The sequence below is a fragment of the Amycolatopsis sp. A1MSW2902 genome (assembly GCF_017312175.1).
GTDB lineage: Bacteria > Actinomycetota > Actinomycetes > Mycobacteriales > Pseudonocardiaceae > Amycolatopsis > Amycolatopsis nivea.
Window position 1 is genome coordinate 1,580,468 of sequence record NZ_QJPO01000001.1, and the last position, 25,207, is coordinate 1,605,674.

Here is a 25,207-nt window from a genome sequence, read left to right on the forward strand (position 1 = left end):
GCTCACTTCCGTTCCCAGGTAAGGAAACCCATCGCGTTGCCGGTACCGGCTTCCGTCCGGTAGCACGGCTCGTAGTCCACGCTCGTCACGGCGAGGCCCGCCTCGTCGGCGATCCCGGCGACCGCGATCCAGTTGCGCAGCTCCGACGCGCCGGACCGCATCTCGGCAGCCGGGACGGACGAAAGGTAGTCGGCATCGTGGTTCCGCAGCGCCTCGAGAAACTCCTGGTCCAGCTTCTCGTCGATCACGAAGTGACTGAGCCCGCCCGAAGCGACGACGCCGACCCGCAGGTCGCCGGGGAACGACCGGATCGCCCGGCCGACCGCACGCCCGAAGTCGTAGCAGCGTTTGGCACCAGGCGGATTCGGCTCCCAGAAGGTGTTGATGAAGAGCGGCACCATCGGCAGCGTCGACTCCTGCCCGAGAAATCGCTGGTAGATGAACCCGAAGCCGTGCGGGATGGTGTGGTTCTCGTACCGCCCGGCCGGGATGACCTCGGTGGCACCGGTGTCGAAATCCTCGGCCTGGGTGGACTGAATGATGTGCTTGCCGAGCGCGCGGTGAGTGGGCCGCATGATCGTGCGATCCGGGACATCGCCGGTCGCCGCCTCGGCCAGGCCGGGGGCCATCGCGTCGAGCTGCGCCTGGGTGAACGGCACATGCGCGACCTCGTCGCCCCAGAACACCGAGAACGGGGCGAGCCATTCGTCGCCGTAGGTTTCCTTGTGATCGCTGGAAACAATGACGAGGACGTCGACGTCCTGGGTGCGGATGAAGTCCGCGAGCCGGTCCATCGACCGCTGGCAGCTTTCCCAGCGACGCGCCATCACCTCGGGAGTGATCTCGTGCGAGAAGTCCTCCCGCAGCTCGCGCAGTTCTTCGTAGCTGTAGGTCTCGCCGCGGAACTTCAAGCCTTTGCTGGCGCGGTCCGCGGTGCCTCTGGTATCCCAGGCGTGCGGCGGTGGCGCCTTCAGCTGCGGTCCGTGCGAGGTGCCGATCCCGGCGACGATCTCGGTCATGATCTCCCCTCAGAGCTGGAAGAGCGCGCGGGCGTTGTTCTCGAGGACGTCGGCGCGCTCCTTTTCGCCGAGCCAGGCGATGTCGTCGATGAGCAGGTGGATGTCGTCGAACCAGCGCCCGGTCTCGGGGTCGATCTGCGAGCCGGTGCCCGGTTTTTCCGAGCCGAACAGCACCCGGTCGGTGCCGACGACCTTCATCAGCAGTTCCAGGCTGTCCTGAGTGTAGAGGCACGAGTCGAAATGCAGCCGGCGCAGTTTGTCCAGATAGGACACTCCGGTGCGCACCACCGACGGCAGGAACCGGCCCACCTGGTACGGAATCGCGCCGCCGCCGTGCGAGACAATCACCTTGAGGTCCGGGAAATCCTTTAGCACGGTGGAGTTCACCAGGCTCCACACCGCGACGGTTTCTTCCTGGATGAAGTGCAGGCTGTACGGCTCGCGCGCGGGCGGCTTGCATCCGGCCGCGTGCAGCAGCACCGGGACGTCGAGTTCGCACAGCACCTCGTAGACCGGGTACCAGTACCGGTCGCCGAGCGCCAGCGGGGTTTCCGTGCCTTCATACGGGTCGGTGTTGAGCATCGCGCCGACGAAACCGAGTTCGGTCACCGTGCGGCGCAGCTCGACGGTCCAGTCCCGCGGCGTCAGATCCGGGCTTTGCGGCAGCCCGGCGACTCCCTTGAACCGGCCGGGGAACAGCTCGGTCGCGCGGTGGATGAGGTTGTTGGTCTCCTCGGTGAACCACTGCACGAGCTTCGCCGGCCGTTCGCTGTGCATCATCTGGAACGGGCGGGGCGAGATCATCTGCAGGTCGATTCCGGCGCCGTCGAGGTGCGCGAGATGGGAGATGTCGCCGAAGCTCGGGTGCGGGTGGTGATACGCGGCGGCGAGCGCGTCGTCGCTGATGGCCGGGGGTTTGCCGCCGTGCGCGCCGCGGTGCGAGAGCAGCGAGGCTTTCCAGGCGTAGTAGGCGTCCGGCGCGGACATGTGGCCGTGGACGTCGATGATCACGGGATGCTCCTTGCGTCTCAGACGAGCGGCTTGCTGATGAGTTCGTCGACGCGCGCGTCCGTCGCCGACGTGTCGTAGAAGCGCAGCAGGCGGGTGCGGCCCGCGCCGGGGTCGCCGCGGTGCAGGTACTCGTACAGTTCCTGGCGCATCCCGAAACTCGAGCCGGCGAGCTCCCAGCCGAGCCGGAACAGCCGCGCCTTCTCCGCCGCGCCGATGTCGTGGCCGCGCATGTAGAGGTCCAGAAACGGACGCAGTTCCGGGTTCGCCAGGTCGGCTTCGGTCGGCTGCATGATGAGCCCGGACGCGGCGACCTGGCGCAAGATCTGAACCATCCGCGCTGAGATGTCAGCCGACCAGAAGCCGACGCCGTTGGTATTGCTGGGGGCAAGGTGCCCGCCCGGCGTCACGACGGCGTCCGCCTCGGCGCCCTTGATCGCCAGTTCGAGCGTCTGGACGTAGGAGATGAGTTCGCCCAGCTGTTCCTGGATGCCGCGGAAAGTGTTCACGCCGATCGAGTGCGCGAGTTTCTTCGCGACCGACGTGAAGAACTTCATCCGGGCGAGGAAGCGGATGTGCGTGCTCTGCAGGCTCCACACGTTGATCCGGCCGAGGCCCTTGAGCGCGCGCAGGGAGTCGCCGAGCAGGAAGATGCGTTCGCGCGGCAGGAAAACGTCGTCGAAGAACAGCATCGCGTCCTGCTCGTCGTACCGGTTCCCGAGCGGATGCGAGTGCCCGCTGTCGGCCGCGCCGAGCGGTTCGCGCAGCAGGATCTTGAGGCCCGGCGTGTTCATCGGCAGCGCGAACCAGATGACGAAGTCTTCCGCTCCGCGCGCTGCGGTGACGCCGTTGAGGTACACCAGCACCTCGTGGGAGAACGGTGCGAGGGTGGCGAGTTGCTTGGCACCACGCAGGATGACGCCCTCCTCGCGCTCCTCGAGGACGCGCAGCGCGAGGTCCGGGTCGTCGAGCGGGCTGGCGCTGCGGTCGATCTGCGGGTCGCCGAGCGCATGGGTCAGGACGAGGTCGTGCTCCATCGCGAACCGGCGGTAATCCCGGGCGTTCTGGCCGAACCCTTCGCGGTTCTGGTCGAGTTCGTCAGCGTAATCGGCGAGACCGGCGGCGACATTCGACATGAAGTCGGGCGAACGGCCGAGCTGACCGAGGCTTTCCCGCATCCACCATTCCGACGCGGCGAATTTGGCGCGCAATTCCTCCGGCGTCTTCGGCAGCGAAAACGCGTAGCTGACCTCGTTGCCGGTCTCCTCGGACTTGAACAGGGTCGCCGCCCGCCCCTCGGGAGTGGCGAACCGCAGGTCGAGCAGCCGGGCGAACTCGTCGACGGTCGGCTTGAGCGCCGGGTGCTCCGCGACGTTCTCGATGCGCTTGCCGTCGAGCCAGACCTCGCGGCCGTCGTTCAGGCTTTTTTTGTACTGCTCGCCGGTGAGCGCCCCGGTGGCACCGGAAATGTCCATGTACTCCGACTCCTTTGTCTGTGACGGGCCCGCACCGGGCGACGATTCGAAGCTACGGAAATCGCGGCGCCGAAGAATCGGTCCGCTGCGGGAATCTCCGCCGAGGGCGTCCGACACCGTGTAGGAAAGTCCGACGCGGTGTCGGAACCGCTCAAGACTGGATCGTCGGAACCGTCACCCATTGCCAGTAGGTGAACTCGTCCAGATTCCAATGCCCGCCGTGCCGTCCGCCGTTGCCGGACGCGCCGAGGCCGCCCATCGGGATGTGCGCGGCGTCGTAGATGGTCTGGCCGTTGAGGGCGACCATCCCGGCGCGCAAGCGAGAGGCGAAACCGAGGGCGCGCGCGACGTCGCGGCTGTGGATCGCCGCGGACAGGCCGTATTCGGTGGCGTTGGCCAGTTCGAGCGCTTCCTCCTCGGAAGAGAAGCGGGTTACCGGTGCCACTGGGCCAAAGATCTCACTTCGGAAAGCTGCATTGTCAACTGTCACGCCGTCGAGCACGGTCGGCTGGTAGAACGCGCCGTCGTGCGTGGCCCCGTGCACGACCTGCGCGCCGTCGGCGACCGCGGCCTCGACGATGCTGTGCACCCGCTCGGCCTGCGCGGTCGTGATCAGCGGGCCAAGCGTCGTCCCCGGCGTCTTCGGGTCGCCGAGCCGCAGTTTCTCCGCCGCCGCTCTGAGTCGCGCGACGTATTCGTCGGCGATGCTTTCGTGGACGAGATGCCGTCCGGTCGCCATGCAGATCTGGCCTTGATGCCGGAAAGTTCCGCCGGCACCACCGGCCGCCGCGCGGTCGAGATCCGCGTCCGCCAGCACAATGAACGCGTTGTTGCCGCCGAGTTCGAGCACCACCCGTTTCAGCAGACCGCCCGCGATCTCGCCGACCCGGCGGCCGGCGGCGGACGATCCGGTGAACGAGATCGCGTTCGTGTGCGGCGAACGCACCACAGCCTCGCCGGTCGCCGCGCCGCCGGGCAGGACGTGCAGCACGCCGTCTGGCAGACCGGCTTGTTCGAAGATGCGCGCGAGCACCGCGCCGCCGGAGAACGCGGTCTTCACGTCCGGCTTGACCAGCACCGCATTGCCCAGCGCGATCGCCGGCGCGACCGAGCGCATGGCGAGCATCAACGGCGCGTTCCAGGGCGCGATCACCCCGACGACGCCGACCGGGATCCGCCGGGCCAGCCCCAGCGTCGCCGGGTCCTCCACCGGGAGAAGATCGCCCTGCGACATCGTGACCAGCCCGGCCGCGGCGATCAGCTCGTCGATCGCTTTGTCGACCTCGTGCTTCGCCTTCGCGGGCAGCGAGCCGCTTTCGCGCACGAGCACGTCCTCGACGTCGGTGCGGAGGTCGCGCAACGCGTCCGCGGCCCGGGTGAGGACGTCGGCCCGCTCGCGGTACGACGCGCGGCTCCACTCGGCCTGCGCTTGCGCGGCACGTGCGCCGGCCCGCTCGACGTCGTGCTGGTCGGCGATGCCGGCCAGACCCACCTTCCCGCCGTCGCCCGGCGAGACCACCGGTTGCGTGCCGCCGCCTCCGGTACGCCAGCCGCCGGAGTAGATATGCCCGTCTGCCTCGCTGAGATCCCACCGGGCCATGTGCGTCGCCTGCCAATCCTGGTGCGGGTGCGGAGATCGCCGCGATGCTAGGTCGGCGCGAGCCCTCGCTTCATCGCCTCGGCGACGCAAATCCCGCGCGCGCGACTGGACACGGTGTCGGAAACTACTGCCACAGCTGGTCGTTCACGCGGACCTCGATCAACCGGGGTCCGGCCTCCGGCCCCGGGTCCTCGGCGAGCGCGGCGCGCAACCCGGCGGCTCCGTCGACCGTCGTCGCTTTGATGCCGAACGCCGTCGCCAGCGCAGCGATCTCCACCCCGCTGATGTCGGTGAGCGGGTACTCCTCTCGCTCACCTCCGCTGTTCCGCATCCCGGCGACCACGGCTTGGTACTTTCCGTTGTTCACCACGAGATATGTCACCGGCAGCCGGTAGCGTGCCACGGTCCAGAACGCGGGCACGCCGAACTGGACCACGCCGTCGCCGACCACCGCGAGCACGCGCTCGCGCCGCGCCATCGCCACGCCTGCCGCGGCACCCATTCCCCAGCCGAGCGAACCGCTCGCGGTGGCGAACAGCGAATCCGCCCGCGTGCGCTGCAGAAACCGCAGCAACGGGAGCGTCGAGGTGACCGCGTCGAGGACCAGCAGACGTTCCCCGCCGATAACGTCGGCGAGGGTGCGCATCGCCACCGCAGCGCTGAATTCCCCGTCCAACGGCACTTCCGCTGCCCAGCGAGCGCGCCGGTTTTCGCTGTCTTGGAGCACCCGGGCAGGCCATTCGTTCCGGGAAGGCGCGCGGACTCCGTCGGCCAATCCGCGCAACGCGGCCGCGGTATCGCCGACCACCGCCCCGGCTGGGACATACCGACGGCCGGGCTCGGCAGCGTCCTCGGAGAGATGCAGGATCGGGACGCCGGACGGCAGCGCCGCGACCCCGGCCGAGAACTCCAGCGGGGTCGGCATGCCCGCCAGCACCAGCAGGTCCGCTTCCGCCAGCATCGGCGCGCGAGGCTCGAACAATCCGGCGTACAGCGGATGATCCGTGCGGAAGGACCATCGCTCGAGGTCGCGCCGGGACTCCACGAACACCGGCGCGCCGAGCCGCTCCGCCAACCGCGCCAAGTCCGTCTCGGCCCTGCGCCGCGCGACGTCCGATCCCGCGACGATCACCGGTCGTCGCGCCGCGTCGAGCAACGCGCTCGCGTGCCGGACCGCCTCCGCGGCCGGGCCCTGCCGCGCACCCCGGCGGACTGGAGGCGCGACACCGGGTTCAGCGGCCAAATGGTCTTGCGGGATGGTGAGAATCGCCGGTTGTTCCGGAATGACCGTGGTATGCCACAGCGTCCGGCTGACATCTTCAAGCAGGTCCTCGGCGCGGAGGTTCTGCCAGGCATGACCCACGTACGGCGCGGCCGTTTCGAGCAACCGCGGCGAAGTCGTCAACGCGCGGTGCGGGAGCGTCGCCGTTCCCTTGATCCCCGCGAGAATCGCGACGCTGCTGCGCGCGACCTGCGCCGCGTACAGATGCGCCAAGCCATTCGCGACCCCGACGTTCGTGTGCAGGTAGGCGACGCCGATCCGGCCGGAGGCGCGCGCGTAGCCATCGGCCATGGACACCGAGATCGCCTCGTGGGTGGTCAGCACGAACTCGGGTCCGCCGCGGCGGGCGGCAAGAGCGTCGAGCACTGGTATCTCACTGGTGCCGGGGCAGCAGAAGACGTGCTCGACTCCCCACTGCGCCAAGGTTTCCAGCAACCGCGCCGCAGCCGTCATGCCCGGCACGTTACGCAGCACGCCGGCCCGGGCGCTCCGACGCGGCGACGGAAGAAACCCGGCGGACTGTGCGACACGGTGTCGGGGATCGGAGTAGGTTGCGGCCGATGACTTCTTCCCGGCACGACGGAGACACCTGGGACCTGGCGTCCAGCGTCGGCGCGACCGCGACGATGGCCGCGGCGGCGCGGGCGATCGCGACCCGCGAGGACAGCACGCTGTTCTCGGACCGCTTCGCCGAACCGCTCGTGCAGGCGGTCGGCGTCGACCTGCTGGCCAAACTGGCGTCCGGCGAGGCGGAGTCGGGCGCGCTGGTCGGGCAGATCTGGATCGACGCGGCCAAGATCCGCGGCAAGTTCTACGACGAGTTCTTCCTCGACGCGTCCGCCGCGGGCATCGCGCAGGCGGTGATCCTGGCGTCCGGTTTGGACTCCCGTTCCTACCGGCTGCCCTGGCCCGACGGAACCGTGGTGTACGAACTCGACCAGGAACCGGTGGTCGAGTTCAAAGCCCGCACCCTGGCCCGCCTCGGCGCCGAGCCCACCGCAGACCGGCGGCCGGTCGCCGTCGACCTGCGCGACGACTGGCCCGCTGCCCTGCGCGCCGCCGGGTTCGACCCGGCCCAGCCGACCGCGTGGAGCGCCGAAGGCCTGCTGGGATACCTGCCGCCCGAAGCGCAGGATCGCTTGCTGGACACCATCACCGAACTCAGCGCGCCGGGAAGCCGGGTCGCCACCGAAAACCGGCCCAACCCGCGTCCCGGCGACGAGGACAAGACGAAGGAACGCCTCGACCGCATCTCCGAACAGTGGCGCGGCGAGGGTTTCGACACCGACATGACGCGGCTGCGCTACTTCGGCGAGCGCAACGAGGCGGCCCCGTACCTGAGCGGGCTCGGCTGGACGGTGCGCGGAAGCACGGTCCGGGAACTGCTCGCGGCCAACGGTCTGCCTCCGCTGCAGGACGACGATCTCCGCATGGGCGACCTTCGGTACATCACCGGCACCCGGGGCTAGCGCATCGCTCGTGGTCGAGCCATCACGCCTGGTCACAGGTGGTTCGTAGCCCGATTTGTGATGGTGATCACGGGCCATACCGAGGGTTTGCCTCCAGCGCGCACGAATCCCGAGCACAGCAGTCGATCCCGAAGAGTTTTCCAGTTCGGCCGCCGCCCGGGAAGGTCACCGGCAGATAACGGTTTCATGGAGATCCGTGCGTTCCAGGCGAGGATCTGCGTGTGCTCGCCCCCGCCGACCAGGTTCGTTTCGCTTTCGAGCCGCTGTACAGCCTCTACAGCGGCTCGGCGGTCGCAGTCGAAGCGGTCGGGCATCCGGGCGCGGGCTGGGTCCCGGACCTCCTCGACGCGGCGGGCGACCAGGCGCAGCTGATCGACGCCGACCTCGACCTTGTCGCCCGCGCGGCCGCGGTGGTCCCGCCGAACGCGGCCGGGGTGTCGCTGCACCTCAACCTGAGCGCCAGCGCCGCCGGCGCGCCCGCCGAGCGGTTCATCCCGCTGCTCCAGACCCTCGAACGCACCGGCCGCCGACCCGCCGACGTCGTCTTGGAAGTCACCGCCCCGCTCGCCCTCCCGAATCCGGGCACCCTGCTGCGAGGCCTGCACCGGCTGCGCGACCTGGGCTTCCGGCTGGCCTTCGACCGGCTCGGCGCGGCGGGCCTGCCGATGAACCTGCTCGCCGAAGCGCCGATCGAGATGATCAAACTGGACCGCGCGACGCTGCGCCGGCTCCCGGCGAACGCGGCGACGGTCGCGCTCGTCGAGGCCCTGGTGCAGTTCGCCGCGCAAACCGACCTGCGGCTCGTCGCGACGGGAATCGAGAACGACGCGGAACTCGACCTCGCCCGGCGCTCGGGAATCCGGCTGGTGCAAGGGAATCTGTTCGCCACCGCCGCCCCCGAACGCGTACTGCCCGCCGCCGAACGCGGCGATCAGCCGGGCACCGCGGCCGTGTCGCCCGCCGCCGGACTGCGGATCCCCGAATTCCTCCGCCAGGCCAAAACCCTGCCGGACGACGCGACGTGCGACGACGTCCACGCGATCCTGTCCGCCGAACACGCGCCGAAGGCCATCGTCGGGCTCGACCAGCAAGCGCGTCCACAGTGGACGATCGACCGGATGCGGTTCCTGCTCGCGGTGACCGGCCGGTACGGGCACGCGCTGTACTCCGGGAAACCCGCCGCGAAACTGGCCGGGCCGCCGCGGCTGGTCCGGATCGACACCGGCACCCGCGAACTGCTGGAGCTCATCGCCGACGGCGGGGCCGAGAACAGCGGCGACGACCTCGTCGTGACCGACGCGTCCGGCCGGTACCAGGGCGTGGTGCGGCCGAACGAGGTGATGCGCCGGATGGCCGCGGTGAAGGTCGAGGCCGCGGTCGCGCTCAACCCGCTCACCCGGCTGCCCGGCAGCGACGCGATCGCCCAGGACGTCGCCCGCCGGGCCGGAGCCGGACGGCCGTTCGTCGTGGCCTGGCTGGACATCGACCACTTCAAACGGCTCAACGACACCGCCGGGTTCGCCGCGGGCGACGACCTCATCCGCGCCATCGGGCGGGCGCTGACCGACCACGCCCGGCGGCTCGGCGACGTCACCGTCGGCCACGTCGGCGGCGACGATTTCCTGGTCGTGTGCGGCATCGAGGACATCACGGCCCTCGCCGACGCCGTCCTCGGCCACGACTGGTCCGCCGACGGGGTGCCGGTCACGCTCTCCCTCGCGAGCCTCGTCCAGACCGGCTCCTCAACGGGTACGTACCGCGAAAGCGCGCGGTTGCTGGCACCGTTGAAGAAGCAGGCCAAGGAAATCCTCGGCTCGAGCTGGGTCAACAGCTGGCCCGGCGCCGGACGGGCGCAGATCCTCCGCGGCAGCAAGGAAACGAACGGCCTGCCGCCGGAACTACTGCCCCAGCGGTAGTCACTCGTCCGGCAGTTCGTCCTTGGCCAGCAACGAATGCACCCGCCCGAAGCGCGAACGCAGCGCCGGGTCGAGCTGGTCGACCAGCACCGCGCAGCCGACCAGCTCCGCGCCCGCCTCGCGCACCAGGTCGCGCACCGCCGAAGCCTGGCTGCCCGTCTCGATCCAGTCGTCCACCAGCACCAGCCGATCGCCCGGCGACAGCGCCGACCGCTGCATCCGCAGGACATGCCGGAAGCCCCGGTAGTCCGGGTCCGTTTCGCGGGTCAGCTTCTCGCCGGGAAACAGCCCGGCTGCCTTCCGGACCGCGGCGAACCCGACGCCCAGTTCCAGCGCGACGGCCCCGCCGAGCAGGAAGCCGCGCGATTCGATCCCGCACACCGCGGTCACCCCCGCGTCCCGGAATGGCTCGGCCAGCGCCTTGACCACCTCGGCGAACGCCGCGCCGTCCCGGAAAACCGGCCAGAGGTCGGCATGTCCGTCGACCCAGCGGAAGCGGTCCAGCAGAAGCGCACGTGTCATGCGGTGATCCTGGCCGGTCGCCGGGCGGTCAGGCGAGCCGATTTCCCGTCACCTGGCGAGCCGGGCGCGGGCCTCCTCGGTCTGCGGCGCGAACAGGTTGACGAGGTTGCCGTCCGGGTCGCGGAACAGCAGCGAACGGTTGCCCCACGGCATCGTCGTCGGCTCCTGCACGACCTCGGCGAGCAGCGGCCGCAGCCGCGCGAACTCCCGGTCGACGTCCTCGACCTGGAACTCCAGGATGACGGTCCGGTTCTCCTCCGGCACCGCCGCACCCGCGCTGAACAGCGCCATCGTCTCGGCGGCTCCGATCGCCAGCGTCGCCGTCGCGCCGACGAACTCGGCGAACTGCTTCGCCGGACGGCTTGCCACGAGACCGGTCACCTGCTCGTAGAAGGACGTCAAACGGTCGACGTCACCGGTGATGATGCGGACAGAAGTCAACTGCACGGCCACATTCCTTTCTGGTTGCTCAGTGGCCACGCTAGAAGCAATAGTGGACAGGATCCGCCCGGTATTGCGAGAATTCTCCGCATGACCCGGCCGATCGCCCGCGTGCTGGCGCTGCTGGAAATCCTCCAGGGCGGCGGCACCCGGACCGTCGCCGAACTCGCCGGGCGGCTGGACGTGGACGAACGCACCGTCCGCCGGTACGTCGAGCACCTGCTCGACCTGGACATCCCGGTCCGCTCCGTGCGCGGCCGCTACGGCGGGTACCGGCTCGCCCCCGGTTACCGGATGCCGCCGCTGATGCTCACCGACGAGGAGGCGCTCGCGGTGCTGCTCGGACTCGTCGCGGGACGGCGCGCCGGGCTGGTCACCACGTCGGTCGCGGCGGCGGAAAGCGCGGTCGCGAAGGTCCGCCGGGTGCTGCCCGAGGCGCTCGGCCGCCGACTCGACGCCTTGCTGGAGGTCGCCGACTTCACCACGCCCGCCCGCGCCGCCCTCACCGCCGAGGCAGAGGTACTCCTCGCAGTCGCCGAGGCAGCGCGCGACCAGCGTCCGGTCAAACTCGCCTACACCGCGGCGCACGGCCGAAGCAGCGAACGCGTCGTCGAGCCGTACGGTGTCGTGGCACATTCCGGCCGTTGGTATCTCACCGGCTTCGACTCAAGTGCCGGACAGGTGCGCACGTTCCGCGTCGACCGCATCGAGCGGGCCGAACCGCAGGACGGAACCTTCAGCACCCCAACGGATTTCGACCCCGCCCACCAAGTGCTCACCGGCATCGCCGAAGCGCCGCACCAGCACGACGTAGCAGTGCGGATCCGCGCGACCGCGGAAGAAATCCGCGCGATGTTCCCGCCGTCCATCGCCATTCTGGAAGCCGACGACCCGTGGGTCCGCGCGCGCATCCGGGCCGAACGCCTCGACTGGATCCCGCCGCGCCTCGCCGCACTCGACCGGCCGTTCGTCATCGAGCGGCCGGACGCACTCCGCGACCAGATGCGCGCCCTCGCCGACCGGCTGACCGGTTACGCCGGATCCTCCTCCAGCGCGACATCCAGCAGTGCACCCAACTCGTTGAGCTGAGCCGCCGATAGCCGGCTGAACGATTTCTTCACCACAACGTCCGCCAGTTCCTGCCCCGCCGCCCGCAGCTCCGCGCCCTTCTCCGTAAGCCGATGCCGCACCGCGCGACCCGGCCCCGGCACCCGCTCGATCAGGCCGCGCTCGACCATCCGCGCGGCCAGCGTGCCGAAGGACTGGTCGGTCTGAAAGGTCAGCACGGCAAGGTCGTGCAGCGACGCCTCCGGGTGATTCGCCAAGTGCCGCAAGGTGTCCCACTGCACGAGCGACAGCCCGAGCGGCTGCAACGCCTGGCTCAGCGCGCGGTGATGGCGATGCTGCAGGCGCTTGACGGCCAGTGCGACGTCGGCGTGGCGGTACCTCATGGCCGGGGAGCCTACCCCGTTGCGAAACAGGTTGCTTATCTAAGCTTCCTTATATAAGGTTCCTGATATGACTTCCTCGGAGACGCTCCAGATCCCCTCGGCCGGACCGGTCGAGCTCACCGTCCACGACCGCACCCGGACGTTCCTGCTGCTACACGGCGGAGGCGGCGTCGCGACGATGACCGGCTTCGCCGACCTGCTGGCCGAACGCACCCGCTCGCGAGTCCTGCTCCCCACCCACCCCGGTTTCAACGGAACCCCGAAAGCGGCTGAACTCACCGACGTCACCGCACTGGCCAAGGCGTACGTCGCCCTGCTAGACCACCTAGACGCCTCGAACGTGACCGTGATCGGCAACTCCTTCGGCGGCTGGCTGGCCGCGGAAATCGCCCTGCTGCACAGCCCGCGCGTCAGCCGCGCAGTGATCGTGGACGGCATCGGCATCGAAGCCGCCGGACACCCACTGGCCGACGTCCGCGGCAAGACCGTCGCCGAAATCCAGCAGTTCTCGTTCCACGACCCGTCAAAGGCCCCGGTGCCGCCCGCCGGGAGCACCGGCCCGAGCCCAGACGTCCTGGCACTGGTGAGCTACACCGGCCCGGCGATGACCGACCCGACACTGACCGAGCGACTGGGCAAAGCGGACATCCCCGTCCACGTCCTGTGGGGCGAAAGCGACCGCATCGCCGATCCTGGGTACGGCGAGGCCTACGCCGCGGCGATCCCGGGTGCGACCTTTACTGTGCTTCCTCGTACCGGGCATTTGCCGCAGGTCGAAACGCCGGAGGAACTGCTCGGCGCGCTGCTCGCCCTTGACGCATAACCACGACAACCCGCGGGGAATCAGAACTCCGACCGACTCTTGCGCCGCGTCCGGCGGCAGATGCCCGCCGCGCGACTGGCGAACGAGTACGGCCCCGCGGACGGAACGGCGTGGAGCACCGCCTGGCACGTACCGTCCGGCGATCCCTCCGGAAGCCCCCGCGACCGAGGACACGCGGAAGTACGCTCGGCACCGCGGAGCACAGGCAGAGCGCGCCCTCTGTCGACCGAATTCTTCCGCCAGCTCCGCGCTACCCGGCCTTGTCGCGCCGCACCTCGCGCCCCCGCCGAGTCGCACCCGACGACCTCGCCGCGCCCCACCTCGCGACCCCCGCCGCACCCCCCTCACATCCCGCCGGACCTCACCTCACGTCTCCGCCGAGCCGCACCTCACGTCCCGCCCGACCCCACCTCGCCTCCGCGCCGCACGCCGCCTCGCGTCCCCGCCGAGCCACACCTCCCACCCCGCCGCGCCCGATCTCGCAACCCGCCGGCCCCCACCTCACCTCTCCGCCGAGCCGCATCTCGCGCCCCCGTCCGCCCCGCCTCGCATCCCTGTCGCGCCCCACCGCGCCTCCTCGCCGCACGCCACATCGCGATCTCGTCGCACCCCACCTCGCCTCCTCACCGCATCCCCGCAGCACCCCCTCGCATCCCAGCCGCGCCGCACCTCGCGTCGGGCGCCTGCCGCGGCCGAAACCCGGACATCAGCTCTCCCGCACCATCCAGCCCTGCCGAACCCGCAGGTCCACGCACTGAACCGCACCGCAAACCCCCGCCTCACCGCTTCCTGTTACTACCAGTTCTGAATTAAAAAATGGCAACTGCTCCTTGCTGATATCTCAACGCACACTTACTGTGATCCCAGTCGCTCGCTGAACGAAGGAGATCGCAGTGCCTCGCAGTCACGATCCTCAACCGGCCGGCTGGCGGGTCGGCGCCGACATCGGCGGCACGTTCACCGACGTCATCGCGCTGGGCCCGGCAGGCGAGGTCGTCCCGATGAAGGTGCCGTCGACCCCGCCCGAGTACGGCGAGGGCGTGGTGACGGCGACGACCGCGGTGCTGTCGGCCGCCGGGACGGAGGCGGAGTCAGTCGTCGCGATGCTGCACGGCACCACGGTGGCCACCAACGCGATCCTGTCGATGAGCGGAGTCCGGACCGCGGTGGTCACCACCCGCGGCTTCCGCGACGTGCTGGAGATCGGGCGGCTGCGGCGTCCGTCGCTCTACGACCTGTCCTGGTCGAAGCCGGAACCGTTGGCGCGCCGGAGGAATCGCTACGAACTCGACCAGCGCATCACCGCCGACGGGCAGCTCTCCCCCTCGGCCGACGCGGACGAGGTCCGTGCGCTGGCCGGGCGATTGCGCGCGGACGGCATCGAAGCGGTCGCGGTGTGCCTGCTCAATTCCTACGTCCGGCCGGACGAGGAACGGCGGGTCGCCGAGTTGCTGCGCACCGAGCTGCCCGAGGTCTACGTCACCGCATCAGTCGACGTTTCCCCGCAGCCGCACGAATTCGAACGCACCAGCACCGCGGCCGTCAACGCTTACGTCGGCCCGGCGGTGCACGGTTACCTCACCCGGCTTGAAGCGGGACTGCGCGCCGAGAACGTCCGTGCGCCGCTGCTGGTCATGCAGTCCAGCGGGGGCCTGCTCGATGCCGCTTCGGTCGTGCGACGGCCGGTGCAGATCATCGAGTCCGGCCCGGCCGCCGGGGTCACAGCGGTGCAAAAGCTCGGGCAGCTGATCGGACTGTCCACAGTGGTCGCCTTCGACATGGGCGGCACCACGGCGAAGGCCTCGCTGATCGAGCACGGGGAACCGTTCGTCTCGGCGGACTACGAGGTCGGCGGCGGGATGAACGTGGCGCGCGGGCTCAGTTCCGGGGCGGGCTACCCGGTGCGGGCACCGTCGATCGACATCGCCGAGGTCGGGTCCGGCGGCGGCAGCATCATCTCCGTCGACTCCGCAGGCGCGCTCCACGTCGGACCGGCGAGCGCCGGGTCCCGGCCGGGGCCGGCCTGCTATGGCCAGGGCGGCGAACTGCCGACCCTGACGGATGCCAACGTCACGCTCGGATATCTCAGCCCGCAGTCCCTGGCAGGCGGGCGCGTCGCGATCCATCCGGACCTCGCCGAAAAAGCACTGTCCACAGTGGCCGAACAGCTCGGCGAAGACATCCCAGGGGCCGCACGCGGGGCATATCAGGTAGCCGTCTCTAGTATGACAACCGCGGTCAAAGCGGTCACCAGCGAACGCGGCAGGGATCCGCGCGAAGCCACGATGGTGGCGTTCGGCGGCGCCGGCCCGCTCTACGCCGCCGCGCTGGCCCGCGAACTGGGCATCGACACCGTGCTCGTGCCGGTGCACCCCGGACTCTTCAGCAGCCTCGGCCTGCTCGTCGCCGACACCGAACGACACGAGCTCTCCCCGTACCGCGCCGAATTCGCTGAGATACCAGCGCTCGCCGAGGAATTCGCGCGACTGTCCGAAAAGGTCCGCGAGGAACTCGGCGAGGACGCGATCGTGGACCGCCTGCTGGACATGCGCTACCGCGGACAGCGCTTCGAACTGCGGATCCGTGTTCCCGACGGCGAGCTCACCGAGGACCTGCTCGCCGAGACCCGCGCCCGGTTCCACGCCGAACACAAGCGCACCTACGGCCGAGCGGGTACCGACGACCTGGTCGAGCCGGTGAACCTCCGGGTGCGCGGAAGGCAGCCCACTCCGGTGTCCATTTCGGACATACTGGCTCTCCCGGAGTCCGAGAGCGCGGCACCATCGACCCGGGAATGTCGTTTCGCCGAAACAGTTTCCGCTCCTGTCATCACCCGCGCCGCGCTCGGTGCCACCCCGGCGCCCGGTCCGATGATCATCGAGGACATGGACGCCACCACCCTCGTCCCGCCCGGTGCGCAGGCGCACCGCGACCGGTTCAACAACATCGTGATCACCTGGAGTGCCGCATGATCCGCGACGCCGTGACGTTCGAGGTCTTCCGCAACGCCGTCACCGGGATCGCCGACGAAATGGCGATCACCGTCCTGCGCACCGCGCATTCGCAGCTCGTCGCGTCCAGCATGGACTTCTCCGCCGCGCTGTGCGACGCCCGCGGCCGGGTGATCGCCCAGGCGAACACGCTTCCGGTGCACCTCGGGTCCATTCCGGACGCGATGGAAGCGATCCTCGCCGAGTTCGGCGATTCGGTGGCGCCCGGCGACCTTTACCTGCTCAACGACCCGTCGCTCGGCGGCATGCACCTGCCGGACATCTTCGCGGTTTCCCCGGTGTTCGGAGGGGAAACGCTGCTCGGGTTCGCGGTCACCGTCGTCAACCACACCGACGTCGGCGGCTGGGCGGCCGGGTCGATGGCAGTCCAGTCCACTAATATCTTTGCCGAGGGAATTCAGATCCCACCCTCGCGGCTGATCGACGCGGGCACCACGAACGAAACCTTCCTGCGCGTGCTGCTGCGCAACGTCCGCGAACCGGAACTCCTGCGCGGGGACCTGGAATCCCAGCTGGCCGCCTGTCACACCGGAGCCGAAGGACTGCGCGCCCTCGCCGCTCGCCACGGCGTCGAACGGCTCTCCGAGCTGATCGACGAACTGCTCGACTACTCCGAAACCCTCCTGCGCGCCGCACTCGCCGAAGCCGTTCCCGGCACGTACGAGTTCACCGATCACATCGACGACGACGGACTCGGCTCCGGGCCGATCCCGATCCGCGTCAAAGCGACCCTGTCGGAATCCGGAATCGAACTCGACTTCACCGGTTCCTCGCCGCAGGTCGGCTCCGCGCTCAACGCGACCGAATCGTTCACCCGCTCCGCCGCCTACGCCGCGCTGCAAGGCGTCCTCGCCTCCGACATCCCGGCGAACAGCGGCTTCTACCGGCCGTTCAGTTTCGTCATCCCGCCGGCGTCCATCCTCAATGGACAGCGCCCGGCCGCCCGCGGGGCACGCGGGCTGGTCGGCTTCCGGATCATCGACGCGGTGCTCGGCGCGCTCGCACCGGTGTTCCCGGACCGGGTGCCCGCCGCGGGCGAGGGAGGTCCGGACGGCATCGCGATCGGACTCGTCGGCCCGGACGGCGAATCCATGGTGCTGTGGGATCCGCTCGCCGGCGCGTGGGGCGCCCGGCCCGACCGCGACGGCGTCGACGGGATCAGCTCGCTGGGCGCGAACCTGACCAACACCCCGGTCGAGGAACTCGAACGCTCCGGCCATCTCCGCATTGACGGCTACGGCTACCTGCCCGACAGCGGCGGCGCGGGACGCTGGCGCGGCGGCCTCGCGACGTTCCGCGACATGACGCTGCTGGCTCCCGAGGCCAGCGTGCAGATCCGGTCCGACCGGCGGAAGTTCCTGCCGTACGGGCTGTCCGGCGGCGCGCCGGGGACTCCGTCGCTCAACGTCCTCGACCAAGGCGGTCCGGGCGAACGCGTGCTGGAGTCCAAACCGCATTTCGCCATGACCGCCGGAACCCGGCACCGGCACGTGACCGCAGGCGGGGGCGGTCACGGACACCCGTTCGGCCGTGAGCCGGAACGGGTGCTCGAAGACGTCCTGGACGGCAAGGTCACCCGCGAGGGAGCCGAACGGGACTACGGCGTCGTCATCGACGACGGGGGGATCGACCTGGCCGCCACCGCCGCCGCACGCGGCAAGGCGCGCTGACGCACCACCACTCCCATTCCCCGACAGATCGGACTTCGCCATGAGTTCCCATGTCGCCGCCGGCCGGAGCACCGTCGCTCCGCGCACCTGGCGGAAAGCGGGCATCCGGATCATCCCGCTGGTCGGCCTCGCCTACGTGGCGAGCTACATCGACCGCGCCAACGTCGGCTACCTCGCCGCCCCGATGTCCCGCGACCTGCACTTGAGCACCGGCCAGATCGGGCTCGCCGCCGGACTGTTCTTCATCGGCTACATCCTGGTCGAGGTGCCGAGCAACCTGGCGCTGCGGCGGTTCGGCGCGCGCAAATGGATCGCGCGCATCATGATCACCTGGGGCCTGGTCACCGCGGCCACCTCGGCGGTGAACTCGGCCGCGACGCTGTACCTGGCCCGGCTGCTGCTCGGGTTCGCCGAGGCCGGGCTCGCCGCCGGGATCCTGCTCTACCTGACGTTGTGGTTCCCGCGCCGCCAGCGTTCCTGGGCGTTGTCGGCGTTCTTCCTGATGACACCGGTGTCCTCGATCATCGGCTCGCCGCTGGCCGCCGCGCTGCTCGAATGGGGCCAGCAACTGTTCGGCATCGCGGGCTGGCGCTCGCTGTTCCTGGTCGAGGGCCTGCTGACGGTGGTGGTCAGCATCCTGGTCTTCGTCTTCCTTCCCGACCGCCCCGCGACCGCGCGCTGGCTCGACGACGACGAGAAGGCCGCGATCGAGGCGACGCTGGCCGCGGAAGCCGAGGAACACCGGGCCCACGGCGCGCTTTCCGGCCTGCGCGAGGCACTGACCAGCCGCCGGGTCTGGATCATGGCCGTGACCTGGTTCGCCATCGCGTTCGGGCTCTACCCGCTCCAGTTCTTCCTGCCGACGATGCTGCGGTCCATCACGCACAGCATCGGCGGCGCGGGAGATGTCAGCAGCGTGCTGTTGTCCGCGATTCCGTACGCGGTGGCATTGCTGGCGCTGCTGGTATGGGCTCGTTTCGCGGCCCGGCGTACTGCAGTGACGGCCACTGCCATACCAATGGCGCTCGGTATTGTCGGATTGTTGCTGGCGACGTTCACCAGCAGCGGCACGCTGTTCGTCATCGCGGTCTGCCTGAGCGTTTCCGGGATTCTCACCGCGATGCCGCAGTTCTGGCGGATCCCGGCGATCGGGCTGACCGGCGCGGCCGCCGCGTCCGGGATCGCGCTCATCAACTCGGTCAGCAATCTCAGCGGGTTCATCGGGCCGTACTTCACCGGCGCGGTCGCGTCGGCGACCGGCAGTTTCACCTATGCGCTGCTGGCGATCGCGATCATCATGACGGCAGGACTGGCCGCCCTGCTCACCACGGGGCGGCGGATGGAACGACTGGACGGGAACCTTTCATGACCACTGCACTGATCGTCGGCGACATCCAGCGGGGCATCACGGACGGCTACCCGTTCGCCCGCCAGGTCGTGGCACCGCTCACCGGGCTGCTGCCGCGCGCCCGGAAAGCCGGGGCGCTCGTCGTCTTCGTGCACTTCGCCATGCGGGACAACGGGACCGACCTGCCCGACGGCGCGCTCTACCGGTCGTTCTTCGACGCCGGCGACGCGTTCCACGAAGGCTCGCCGGGCACCGAACTGGCGTTGCCGGTGTCCGAAGAGGACGTCGTCGTCCTGAAGCGCCGCGCCAGCGCGTTCGCGGGCACCGACCTCGACCTCGTGCTCCGCGCTCGGGGCGTCCGTGACCTGGCGGTCGCCGGGGTGGCGACCAGCGCGATGGTCACCGCCACGTGCTACGACGCGGCGGATCGCGGTTACCCGGTGACCGTGCTGCGCGACGGATGCGCCGACAGCGATCCGGCCGTCAACGACTTCTTGCTGGACACAGTCTTTCCCAGCCGAGGATTCGAGGTCGTGTCCTGCGCCGAATGGATCGGAGACACCGCGTGAACACGGCGTTGCTCGACCGGCTCCGCACCGAACTCGAGGGCCGCCCGCCTCGGCACGACCTAGTGGTCTCCGGTGCGCAGGGACCGACGTTGAGCTTGGACGGCGAGACCCTGGTCAATCTCGCTTCGAACGACTATCTCGGACTCGCCGGATCCCCGGAAGTCCTCGCCGCGGCCCGGGAAGCGATGCGCGATCAAGGACTCGGCGTGGCCGCCGGCCGAGTGCTCTGCGGTACCCGAAGTGTCCACAGTGCACTCGAGACGGCCATCGCCGAGCTGGTCGGCACCGAGGACGCCGTGTTGTACGGCTCGTGCTTCGACGCGAACCTCGGTGTCTTCGCCGCCCTGCTCGGCCCGGACGACGTGATCTTCAGCGACGCGCTCAACCATGCCAGCCTGATCGACGGCATCCGGCTGTCGCAGGCCCAGCGGCGCGTCTACGCCCACTCGGATCTCAACGAGCTGGAGCGATATCTCACCGAGAGCACGGAGGCACGGCACCGGCTGATCGTGACCGACGGCGTGTTCAGCATGGACGGCGACCTCGCCGCGCTCCCCCGGCTCGCCGAGTTGGCGCGACGGTACGACGCGGTGCTGCTGGTCGACGATTCGCACGCCACCGGGGTGCTCGGCGGCGGCACTGCCGAGCACTTCGGCCTGGTCGGCGAGGTCGACCTCGTCACCGGAACACTCGGCAAGGCACTCGGCGGCGCGGCCGGAGGCTTCGTCGCCGGGCCGCGCGCGGTCACCGAAACCCTGCGCCAGGTTTCGCGGCCGTACGTCTTCACCAACGCGATGGCGCCTCCGCTCGCGGCCGCCGCACTGACTGCGATCCGGCTCGCTATTCACCGCCCAGAACTGCGGGAACGCCTGGCCGCCAACACTTCCTGGCTGCGCAGCGCCTTGCGGGATCTCGGGTACGAGGTGCTGCCCGGCGAACATCCGATCGTCCCGGTGATGCTGCGAGGCGGAACGCTCGCCGTTGATATGGCAGCGGCACTGCGACGGGAAGGCGTCCTTGTCTTCGCGCTCTCGCACCCGGTCGTCCCGGCGGGTGAAGAGCGGATCCGCGTGCAGGTCTCGGCCTCGCACACGCGGGAGCACCTCGAACAGGCGGCCGCGGCTTTCGGCCGGGTCCGCGGTCTGCTGGCGGCCGCATGACCGCCGTCGAGGATCTCCGCGCTCCTACCAGCACGGACAGCCGGGAACTCGCCGGACGGGTCGCGATCGTGACCGGCGGCGCGAGCGGTATGGGCCTGGCCACAGTGCACGCGCTGGCCAGCCGGGGCGCGACCGTCACGGTATTCGACCCCGCCGCGCCAGCCGCCGAGGAACTGGCGGCGACGCTGGCGGTTCCGGCGGAGCGGATCCGGTCGATCGCGGTGGACGTCACGGATGCCGCTCGGGTCGGCCGTGCGTTCGACGCGGTGCTGGCCGAACAAACCCGGCTCGACATCCTCGTCAATGCGGCGGGTATCGCGCCACCGACAGCGTTTGAAGATATCACCGAGGCCGAGTGGAATCGGGTGCTCGCGGTCAGCGTGCACGGCACGTTCCTGTGCTGCCAACGCGCGCTGCCCGCGATGCGAGCCGGCGGCTGGGGCCGGATCGTCAATTTCTCCTCCACCGCGGGAAAAACGATCAGCACCGCGGGCGGCGCGCACTACACGACGGCCAAGCACGGCGTCCTCGGCCTCACCCGGCATCTCGCGAAGAACTACGGGCCGGACGGGATCACGGTCAACGCCGTCTGTCCCGGCCTGATCGACACCCCGATGGTCCGCGGTCTGCTTTCCGCCGCCGCGCTCGGCGAAGCCACCCGCTCGTTCCCGGTGCCGCGCGCCGGGATGCCCTGGGAGGTCGCGGAACTCGTCGCGTTCCTCGCGTCCGACCGAGCGGCCTACATCACCGGCGCCGCGATCGACATCAACGGCGGCGACCTCATCGTCTGACCTTCACCTCGGCGAAAACCCTTGCCAGAGCACAGCACCGGGGTCCGGTGCTGCCCGAAACCCTGACCAGAAGGCGAGTTCCCTCGTGCACCCCACCATCCGACACCGCATCGGCGGCCGGGAAACCACCGGTCATTCGACCCGGACCGCGCCGGTGTGGAACCCGGCGACCGGCGAGCGCCAAGCCGACGTCCTGCTCGCCGAGCCGGCCGACGTCAACGCCGCGGTGCGAGCCGCGCGCATCGCGGCGCCGGACTGGGCCGACACCTCGGTCATGCGCCGGGCGCGGCTCATGTTCGCGTTCCGCACGCTGGTCGAAAGCCGCCTCGACGACCTGGCACGGATCGTTTCCGCCGAACACGGCAAGGTTTTCGAGGACGCGAAGGGTGAACTCGTCCGCGGCCTGGAGGTGATCGATTTCGCCTGCGGAATCCCGCAGCTGCTCAAAGGCGAGTACTCCGACCAGGTCTCGACCGGCGTCGACCTGTTTTCCTTCCGGCAGCCGCTCGGCGTGTGCGCGGGCATCACGCCGTTCAACTTTCCCGCCATGGTCCCGATGTGGATGCATCCGATCGCCATCGCGACCGGCAATACGTTCGTGCTCAAACCGTCCGAACGCGACCCTTCCGCGGCCAACTTCGTCGCCGAACTCTACGCCGAGGCCGGTTTGCCCGACGGCGTCTTCAACGTCGTGCACGGCGACAAGGTCGCGGTGGACGCGTTGCTGGACCATCCGGACGTCGCCGCGGTGTCGTTCGTCGGCTCGACCCCGATCGCGCGGTACGTGCACGAGCGCGCGACCGCAAACGGCAAGCTCGTGCAGGCGCTCGGCGGCGCGAAGAACCACGCCGTCGTCCTGCCCGACGCCGATCTCGAAAACGCGGCCGAGCACCTGGTTTCCGCCGCGTACGGATCTGCGGGCCAGCGGTGCATGGCGATTTCGGTGGCCGTCGCGGTCGGTGACGTGGCCGAGCCGCTGGTCAAGCTGATCGGCGAAAAGGCCCGTGCGATCAAGGTCGGTCCGGGGCTGGCACCAGGGTCTGAGATGGGACCTGTCGTGTCGCCGGAAGCACTCGAGCGCGTCCGGGGCTACCTCGACGCCGGGGTCGCGGCGGGTGCCGAACTCGTCGTCGACGGGAGAGATATCACCGTCGAGGACAGCGGATTCTTCGTCGGGCCAACGCTTTTCGACGGCGTCACCCCTGAGATGAGCGTCTACCGCGACGAGATCTTCGGCCCGGTGCTCGTGGTCGTGCGCGTCGATTCGCTGACCGAGGCGATCGACCTGATCAACGCGAGCGACTGGGCCAACGGCACCGCGATTTTCACCGGCAGCGGCCGGGCGGCGCGGCAGTTCCAGCGGTCGGTGCAGGTCGGGATGATCGGCGTGAACGTCCCGATCCCGGTGCCGATGGCGTTCTACTCGTTCGGCGGCTGGAAACAGTCCCTGTTCGGCGCGCACCACATGCACGGCCCCGAAGGCGTCGCCTTCTACACCCGCGCCAAGGCGGTGACCAGCCGCTGGCCGGAGGCGCCCGAGGAGGCGAGCCTGCACTTCCCGACCGCGGTCTGAGCGGTGCGGTCCGGGGAGACCGTGCTCCCCGGACCGCACCGGTCAATTCAGCGGTATTTCGATGTTCGCCCTGCTGACCGAAGTGCTCTTGGTCAGCACTTGGAGCACGTCACGGCGCACCCGCTCGCACCGGGCCCGCATCGAGAAGCGCGCACCCTCCGCGTCGCGGTCGCGCAGGCTCTCGAAAATCGCGTGCAGTTCACCCGGCGGGCTCGCGACGTCCGGAGCGATCATCAACACCATCCGCAGCACCCGTTCCAGTTCGTCGAGGACGTCGACGAGCGATTTGACGAGCCGGCTGTTGCCGCTGAAGTGGGCCATGATGGCCTCGAATTCGATCCCGACCGGCAGCCAGTCGTCGAGCGCCGTCTCGCCCGGGACGTAGTCCGACGCGATTTTCGACAGCACTTCGAGCCGCTCGATCGCGGGCACCGAGATACCGTTGCGGGCCGCTTCGGCAGCCGCCTCGGCGGCCAGCAGCGTACGCAGGCCGCACAGATCGTCGGTGTCCTGCAACGTGATCGAGCTGACGAGGTAGCCCGCGCGCGGAAGCGCGCTGACCAAACCGTCTCGGCGCAGCCGGGCCAGCGCCTCGCGCACCGGCGTCTTGCTGATCTGCCACTGCTGCGCGAGCGAGGTCTCGGTGAAACTGCTGCCGGGACGCAGCGTCAGATCGATGATCTGCCGGCGGATCGCCCGGTACGCCTGGCTGGTCCGGTCGAGGCCGGATTCGTCCTGGCCGACCAGCAGCAGCGCGGGGATGTGCGGCGTGCCGGTGAGAACGTCGTGGATGTCGGACACCCACTCAGAATACCAGTATTGCTGGTTGATATGGCACGGGTACATCTTCAGAGACCTCCAGAGATATCTACCGTTGATACTGATATCTCAATGTGCGAAGCTGGTCGTATGCCGCGAAGCAGTTCGACCTCCTGGGCTCTCCCCGCCTCTCGCGATGTCCCGGCGCTGGGCGCGCTGAGCGCTCGCGACCGGGCCCGCCGCACCGGCGTCCGGATGCTCCCGCTCGTGGGAGCCCCGGTCCTGCCGATGCCCGAACACGTCCGCGAGGCCGTCCGGCTGGCGATGGACAAACCCGACCCGCGCGACAGCCGGGGCCTTCCCGAACTCCGGTCGGCCATCGCCGCGGAACTCGGTCCCGGCATCGATCCCGAACGAAGGCTGCTGGTGACACACGGCGCGCAGCACGGGCTTTCCCTTGTGCTGCGCACCGTCCTCGAGCCGGGCGACGAGGTGATCGTGCCGACCCCGGCGTACTTCTTCGACGGGGCGATCCGCGAATCCGGCGCCGTGCCCGCGTACGTCCCCTCCCGAGAGGACTGGACCTTCGATCTCGACCGCATGGCCGCCGCGGTCACCCCGCGCAGCCGCGCCATTCTCCTGTGCAATCCGGTCAATCCCACCGGCTACCTCCCCGATGCCGCAACCATCGCCGCGGTGGTCGGCCTCGCCGCCCGCCACGGCCTTGTCGTGATCTCCGACGATTCGTGGCGGCACTTCGCCTATGACCGGAACGAACACCATCCGATCGAGGGAGCGGCCGGGGAATGGCCGCACCTGATCACCGTCACCAGCCTCAGCAAGTACTACGCGCTGACGACCTGGCGGATCGGCTACGTGCTGGCCCCGCCGGAAATCGTCGACGCGATGGAACGCCGCCTGCAATGGGAAGCCGTCTGCTGCGGCGCGGTCGCACAGCACGCGGCGGCCGCCGCCCTCACCGGACCGCGCGAGTGGCTCGACCGCGAACTCGTGACGTACCAGCGGAAGCGCGACCTCGTGTGCGAGGGCATCGCGGCCAGCGGGCTCCCCGCACCAGTGCGCCCCGGCGGCGGCGCGTTCCTGCTCGCCGATTGCGGCCGGCTCGGCGCTACCCCGGAAGACATCGACCGAGCCTTGCTGCGCAACGGAGTCACCGCGATCCGCGGCGCCGACCTGCACGCTCCGGACACGCACGTCCGGCTCACCTTCGGCGCGCCGGAACCCGTGCTGGAAGAGCTGGTCAGCGCGCTGAAACGAGCCCTGCTGGAGTCTTAGCCGCACCGGTTTCGCGGCGTCCCC

21 protein-coding genes are annotated in these 25,207 nt (G+C 69.7%); 12 read left to right on the top strand and 9 right to left on the bottom strand.

Going from position 1 to position 25,207, the window contains the following annotated elements; translation table 11 throughout:
• Positions 1–2: 2 nt before the first annotated feature.
• The 5 genes from DMP23_RS07350 to DMP23_RS07370 form a co-directional block, all read right to left on the bottom strand.
• Positions 3–1,019: a hypothetical protein gene (locus DMP23_RS07350; RefSeq protein WP_337820546.1), complete on the bottom strand. Its 1,017-nt coding sequence runs from the start codon at positions 1,017–1,019 to the stop codon at positions 3–5.
• Between the two features lie 9 nt (positions 1,020–1,028).
• Positions 1,029–2,030: an amidohydrolase family protein gene (locus DMP23_RS07355; protein ID WP_337820547.1), complete on the bottom strand. Its 1,002-nt coding sequence runs from the start codon at positions 2,028–2,030 to the stop codon at positions 1,029–1,031.
• A gap of 17 nt (positions 2,031–2,047) precedes the next feature.
• Positions 2,048–3,502, bottom strand: a complete 1,455-nt coding sequence (locus tag DMP23_RS07360; protein ID WP_337820548.1) for a 4-hydroxyphenylacetate 3-hydroxylase family protein — start codon at positions 3,500–3,502, stop codon at positions 2,048–2,050.
• 151 nt (positions 3,503–3,653) lie between these two features.
• A complete protein-coding gene (locus tag DMP23_RS07365; RefSeq protein WP_337820549.1) occupies positions 3,654–5,102 on the bottom strand; it encodes an aldehyde dehydrogenase family protein in 1,449 nt (482 codons plus the stop codon).
• Positions 5,103–5,226: 124 nt separating this feature from the next.
• On the bottom strand, positions 5,227–6,837 hold the full coding sequence (locus DMP23_RS07370; protein WP_337820550.1) for a thiamine pyrophosphate-binding protein: 1,611 nt from the start codon (positions 6,835–6,837) through the stop codon (positions 5,227–5,229).
• A 107-nt stretch (positions 6,838–6,944) separates the two neighbouring features.
• On the opposite strand from DMP23_RS07370, the gene DMP23_RS07375 reads away from it, so the two are divergent.
• Both DMP23_RS07375 and DMP23_RS07380 read left to right on the top strand, forming a co-directional pair.
• A complete protein-coding gene (locus DMP23_RS07375; RefSeq protein WP_037817890.1) occupies positions 6,945–7,853 on the top strand; it encodes an SAM-dependent methyltransferase in 909 nt (302 codons plus the stop codon).
• A gap of 221 nt (positions 7,854–8,074) precedes the next feature.
• Positions 8,075–9,769 carry a bifunctional diguanylate cyclase/phosphodiesterase gene (locus DMP23_RS07380; protein ID WP_337820551.1) on the top strand — a complete coding sequence of 565 codons (1,695 nt, stop codon included), beginning with the start codon at positions 8,075–8,077 and terminating at the stop codon, positions 9,767–9,769.
• Here DMP23_RS07380 and DMP23_RS07385 read toward each other — a convergent pair whose 3' ends face one another.
• Both DMP23_RS07385 and DMP23_RS07390 read right to left on the bottom strand, forming a co-directional pair.
• Positions 9,770–10,291, bottom strand: a complete 522-nt coding sequence (locus DMP23_RS07385) for a phosphoribosyltransferase family protein (RefSeq protein WP_337820552.1) — start codon at positions 10,289–10,291, stop codon at positions 9,770–9,772.
• A gap of 48 nt (positions 10,292–10,339) precedes the next feature.
• Positions 10,340–10,738 carry a VOC family protein gene (locus tag DMP23_RS07390; protein ID WP_134664835.1) on the bottom strand — a complete coding sequence of 133 codons (399 nt, stop codon included), beginning with the start codon at positions 10,736–10,738 and terminating at the stop codon, positions 10,340–10,342.
• Positions 10,739–10,822: 84 nt separating this feature from the next.
• Between DMP23_RS07390 and DMP23_RS07395 the strand changes: the two genes are divergently transcribed.
• Positions 10,823–11,821: a helix-turn-helix transcriptional regulator gene (locus DMP23_RS07395; RefSeq protein ID WP_337820553.1), complete on the top strand. Its 999-nt coding sequence runs from the start codon at positions 10,823–10,825 to the stop codon at positions 11,819–11,821.
• On the opposite strand, the gene DMP23_RS07400 is transcribed toward DMP23_RS07395, so the two are convergent.
• Complete coding sequence (locus DMP23_RS07400) at positions 11,764–12,183, bottom strand: MarR family winged helix-turn-helix transcriptional regulator (protein WP_043836349.1); 420 nt, start codon at positions 12,181–12,183, stop codon at positions 11,764–11,766. The two genes, DMP23_RS07395 and DMP23_RS07400, sit on opposite strands and share 58 nt — an antisense overlap.
• Before the next feature lie 67 nt (positions 12,184–12,250).
• On the opposite strand from DMP23_RS07400, the gene DMP23_RS07405 reads away from it, so the two are divergent.
• The 8 genes from DMP23_RS07405 (at position 12,251) to DMP23_RS07440 (ending at position 23,128) form a co-directional block, all read left to right on the top strand.
• Positions 12,251–13,006, top strand: coding sequence for an alpha/beta fold hydrolase (locus DMP23_RS07405; protein WP_337820554.1), 756 nt, complete (start codon positions 12,251–12,253; stop codon positions 13,004–13,006).
• A gap of 893 nt (positions 13,007–13,899) precedes the next feature.
• Positions 13,900–15,978, top strand: coding sequence for a hydantoinase/oxoprolinase family protein (locus DMP23_RS07410; protein WP_337820555.1), 2,079 nt, complete (start codon positions 13,900–13,902; stop codon positions 15,976–15,978).
• Positions 15,975–17,687, top strand: a complete 1,713-nt coding sequence (locus DMP23_RS07415; protein WP_337820556.1) for a hydantoinase B/oxoprolinase family protein — start codon at positions 15,975–15,977, stop codon at positions 17,685–17,687. The genes DMP23_RS07410 and DMP23_RS07415 overlap by 4 nt, the downstream gene beginning before the upstream one ends.
• A 40-nt stretch (positions 17,688–17,727) precedes the next feature.
• Positions 17,728–19,056 carry an MFS transporter gene (locus DMP23_RS07420; RefSeq protein ID WP_337820557.1) on the top strand — a complete coding sequence of 443 codons (1,329 nt, stop codon included), beginning with the start codon at positions 17,728–17,730 and terminating at the stop codon, positions 19,054–19,056.
• Positions 19,053–19,604 carry a cysteine hydrolase family protein gene (locus DMP23_RS07425; protein ID WP_337820558.1) on the top strand — a complete coding sequence of 184 codons (552 nt, stop codon included), beginning with the start codon at positions 19,053–19,055 and terminating at the stop codon, positions 19,602–19,604. The genes DMP23_RS07420 and DMP23_RS07425 overlap by 4 nt, the downstream gene beginning before the upstream one ends.
• Positions 19,601–20,764 (top strand): glycine C-acetyltransferase, encoded by a 1,164-nt coding sequence (locus DMP23_RS07430; RefSeq protein ID WP_337820559.1) that lies wholly within the window; start codon positions 19,601–19,603, stop codon positions 20,762–20,764. The genes DMP23_RS07425 and DMP23_RS07430 overlap by 4 nt, the downstream gene beginning before the upstream one ends.
• Positions 20,761–21,555 carry an SDR family oxidoreductase gene (locus DMP23_RS07435; protein WP_238604699.1) on the top strand — a complete coding sequence of 265 codons (795 nt, stop codon included), beginning with the start codon at positions 20,761–20,763 and terminating at the stop codon, positions 21,553–21,555. Before DMP23_RS07430 ends, DMP23_RS07435 begins: the two co-directional genes overlap by 4 nt.
• 85 nt (positions 21,556–21,640) lie before the next feature.
• A complete protein-coding gene (locus DMP23_RS07440; protein WP_337820560.1) occupies positions 21,641–23,128 on the top strand; it encodes a CoA-acylating methylmalonate-semialdehyde dehydrogenase in 1,488 nt (495 codons plus the stop codon).
• Positions 23,129–23,170: 42 nt separating this feature from the next.
• Here the strand turns inward: DMP23_RS07440 and DMP23_RS07445 are convergent, their stop codons facing one another.
• Complete coding sequence (locus DMP23_RS07445) at positions 23,171–23,929, bottom strand: GntR family transcriptional regulator (protein WP_037817858.1); 759 nt, start codon at positions 23,927–23,929, stop codon at positions 23,171–23,173.
• A gap of 108 nt (positions 23,930–24,037) precedes the next feature.
• Here DMP23_RS07445 and DMP23_RS07450 point away from each other — a divergent pair, with 108 nt between their 5' ends.
• On the top strand, positions 24,038–25,183 hold the full coding sequence (locus DMP23_RS07450; protein ID WP_337820561.1) for a pyridoxal phosphate-dependent aminotransferase: 1,146 nt from the start codon (positions 24,038–24,040) through the stop codon (positions 25,181–25,183).
• Positions 25,184–25,207 lie beyond the last annotated feature (24 nt).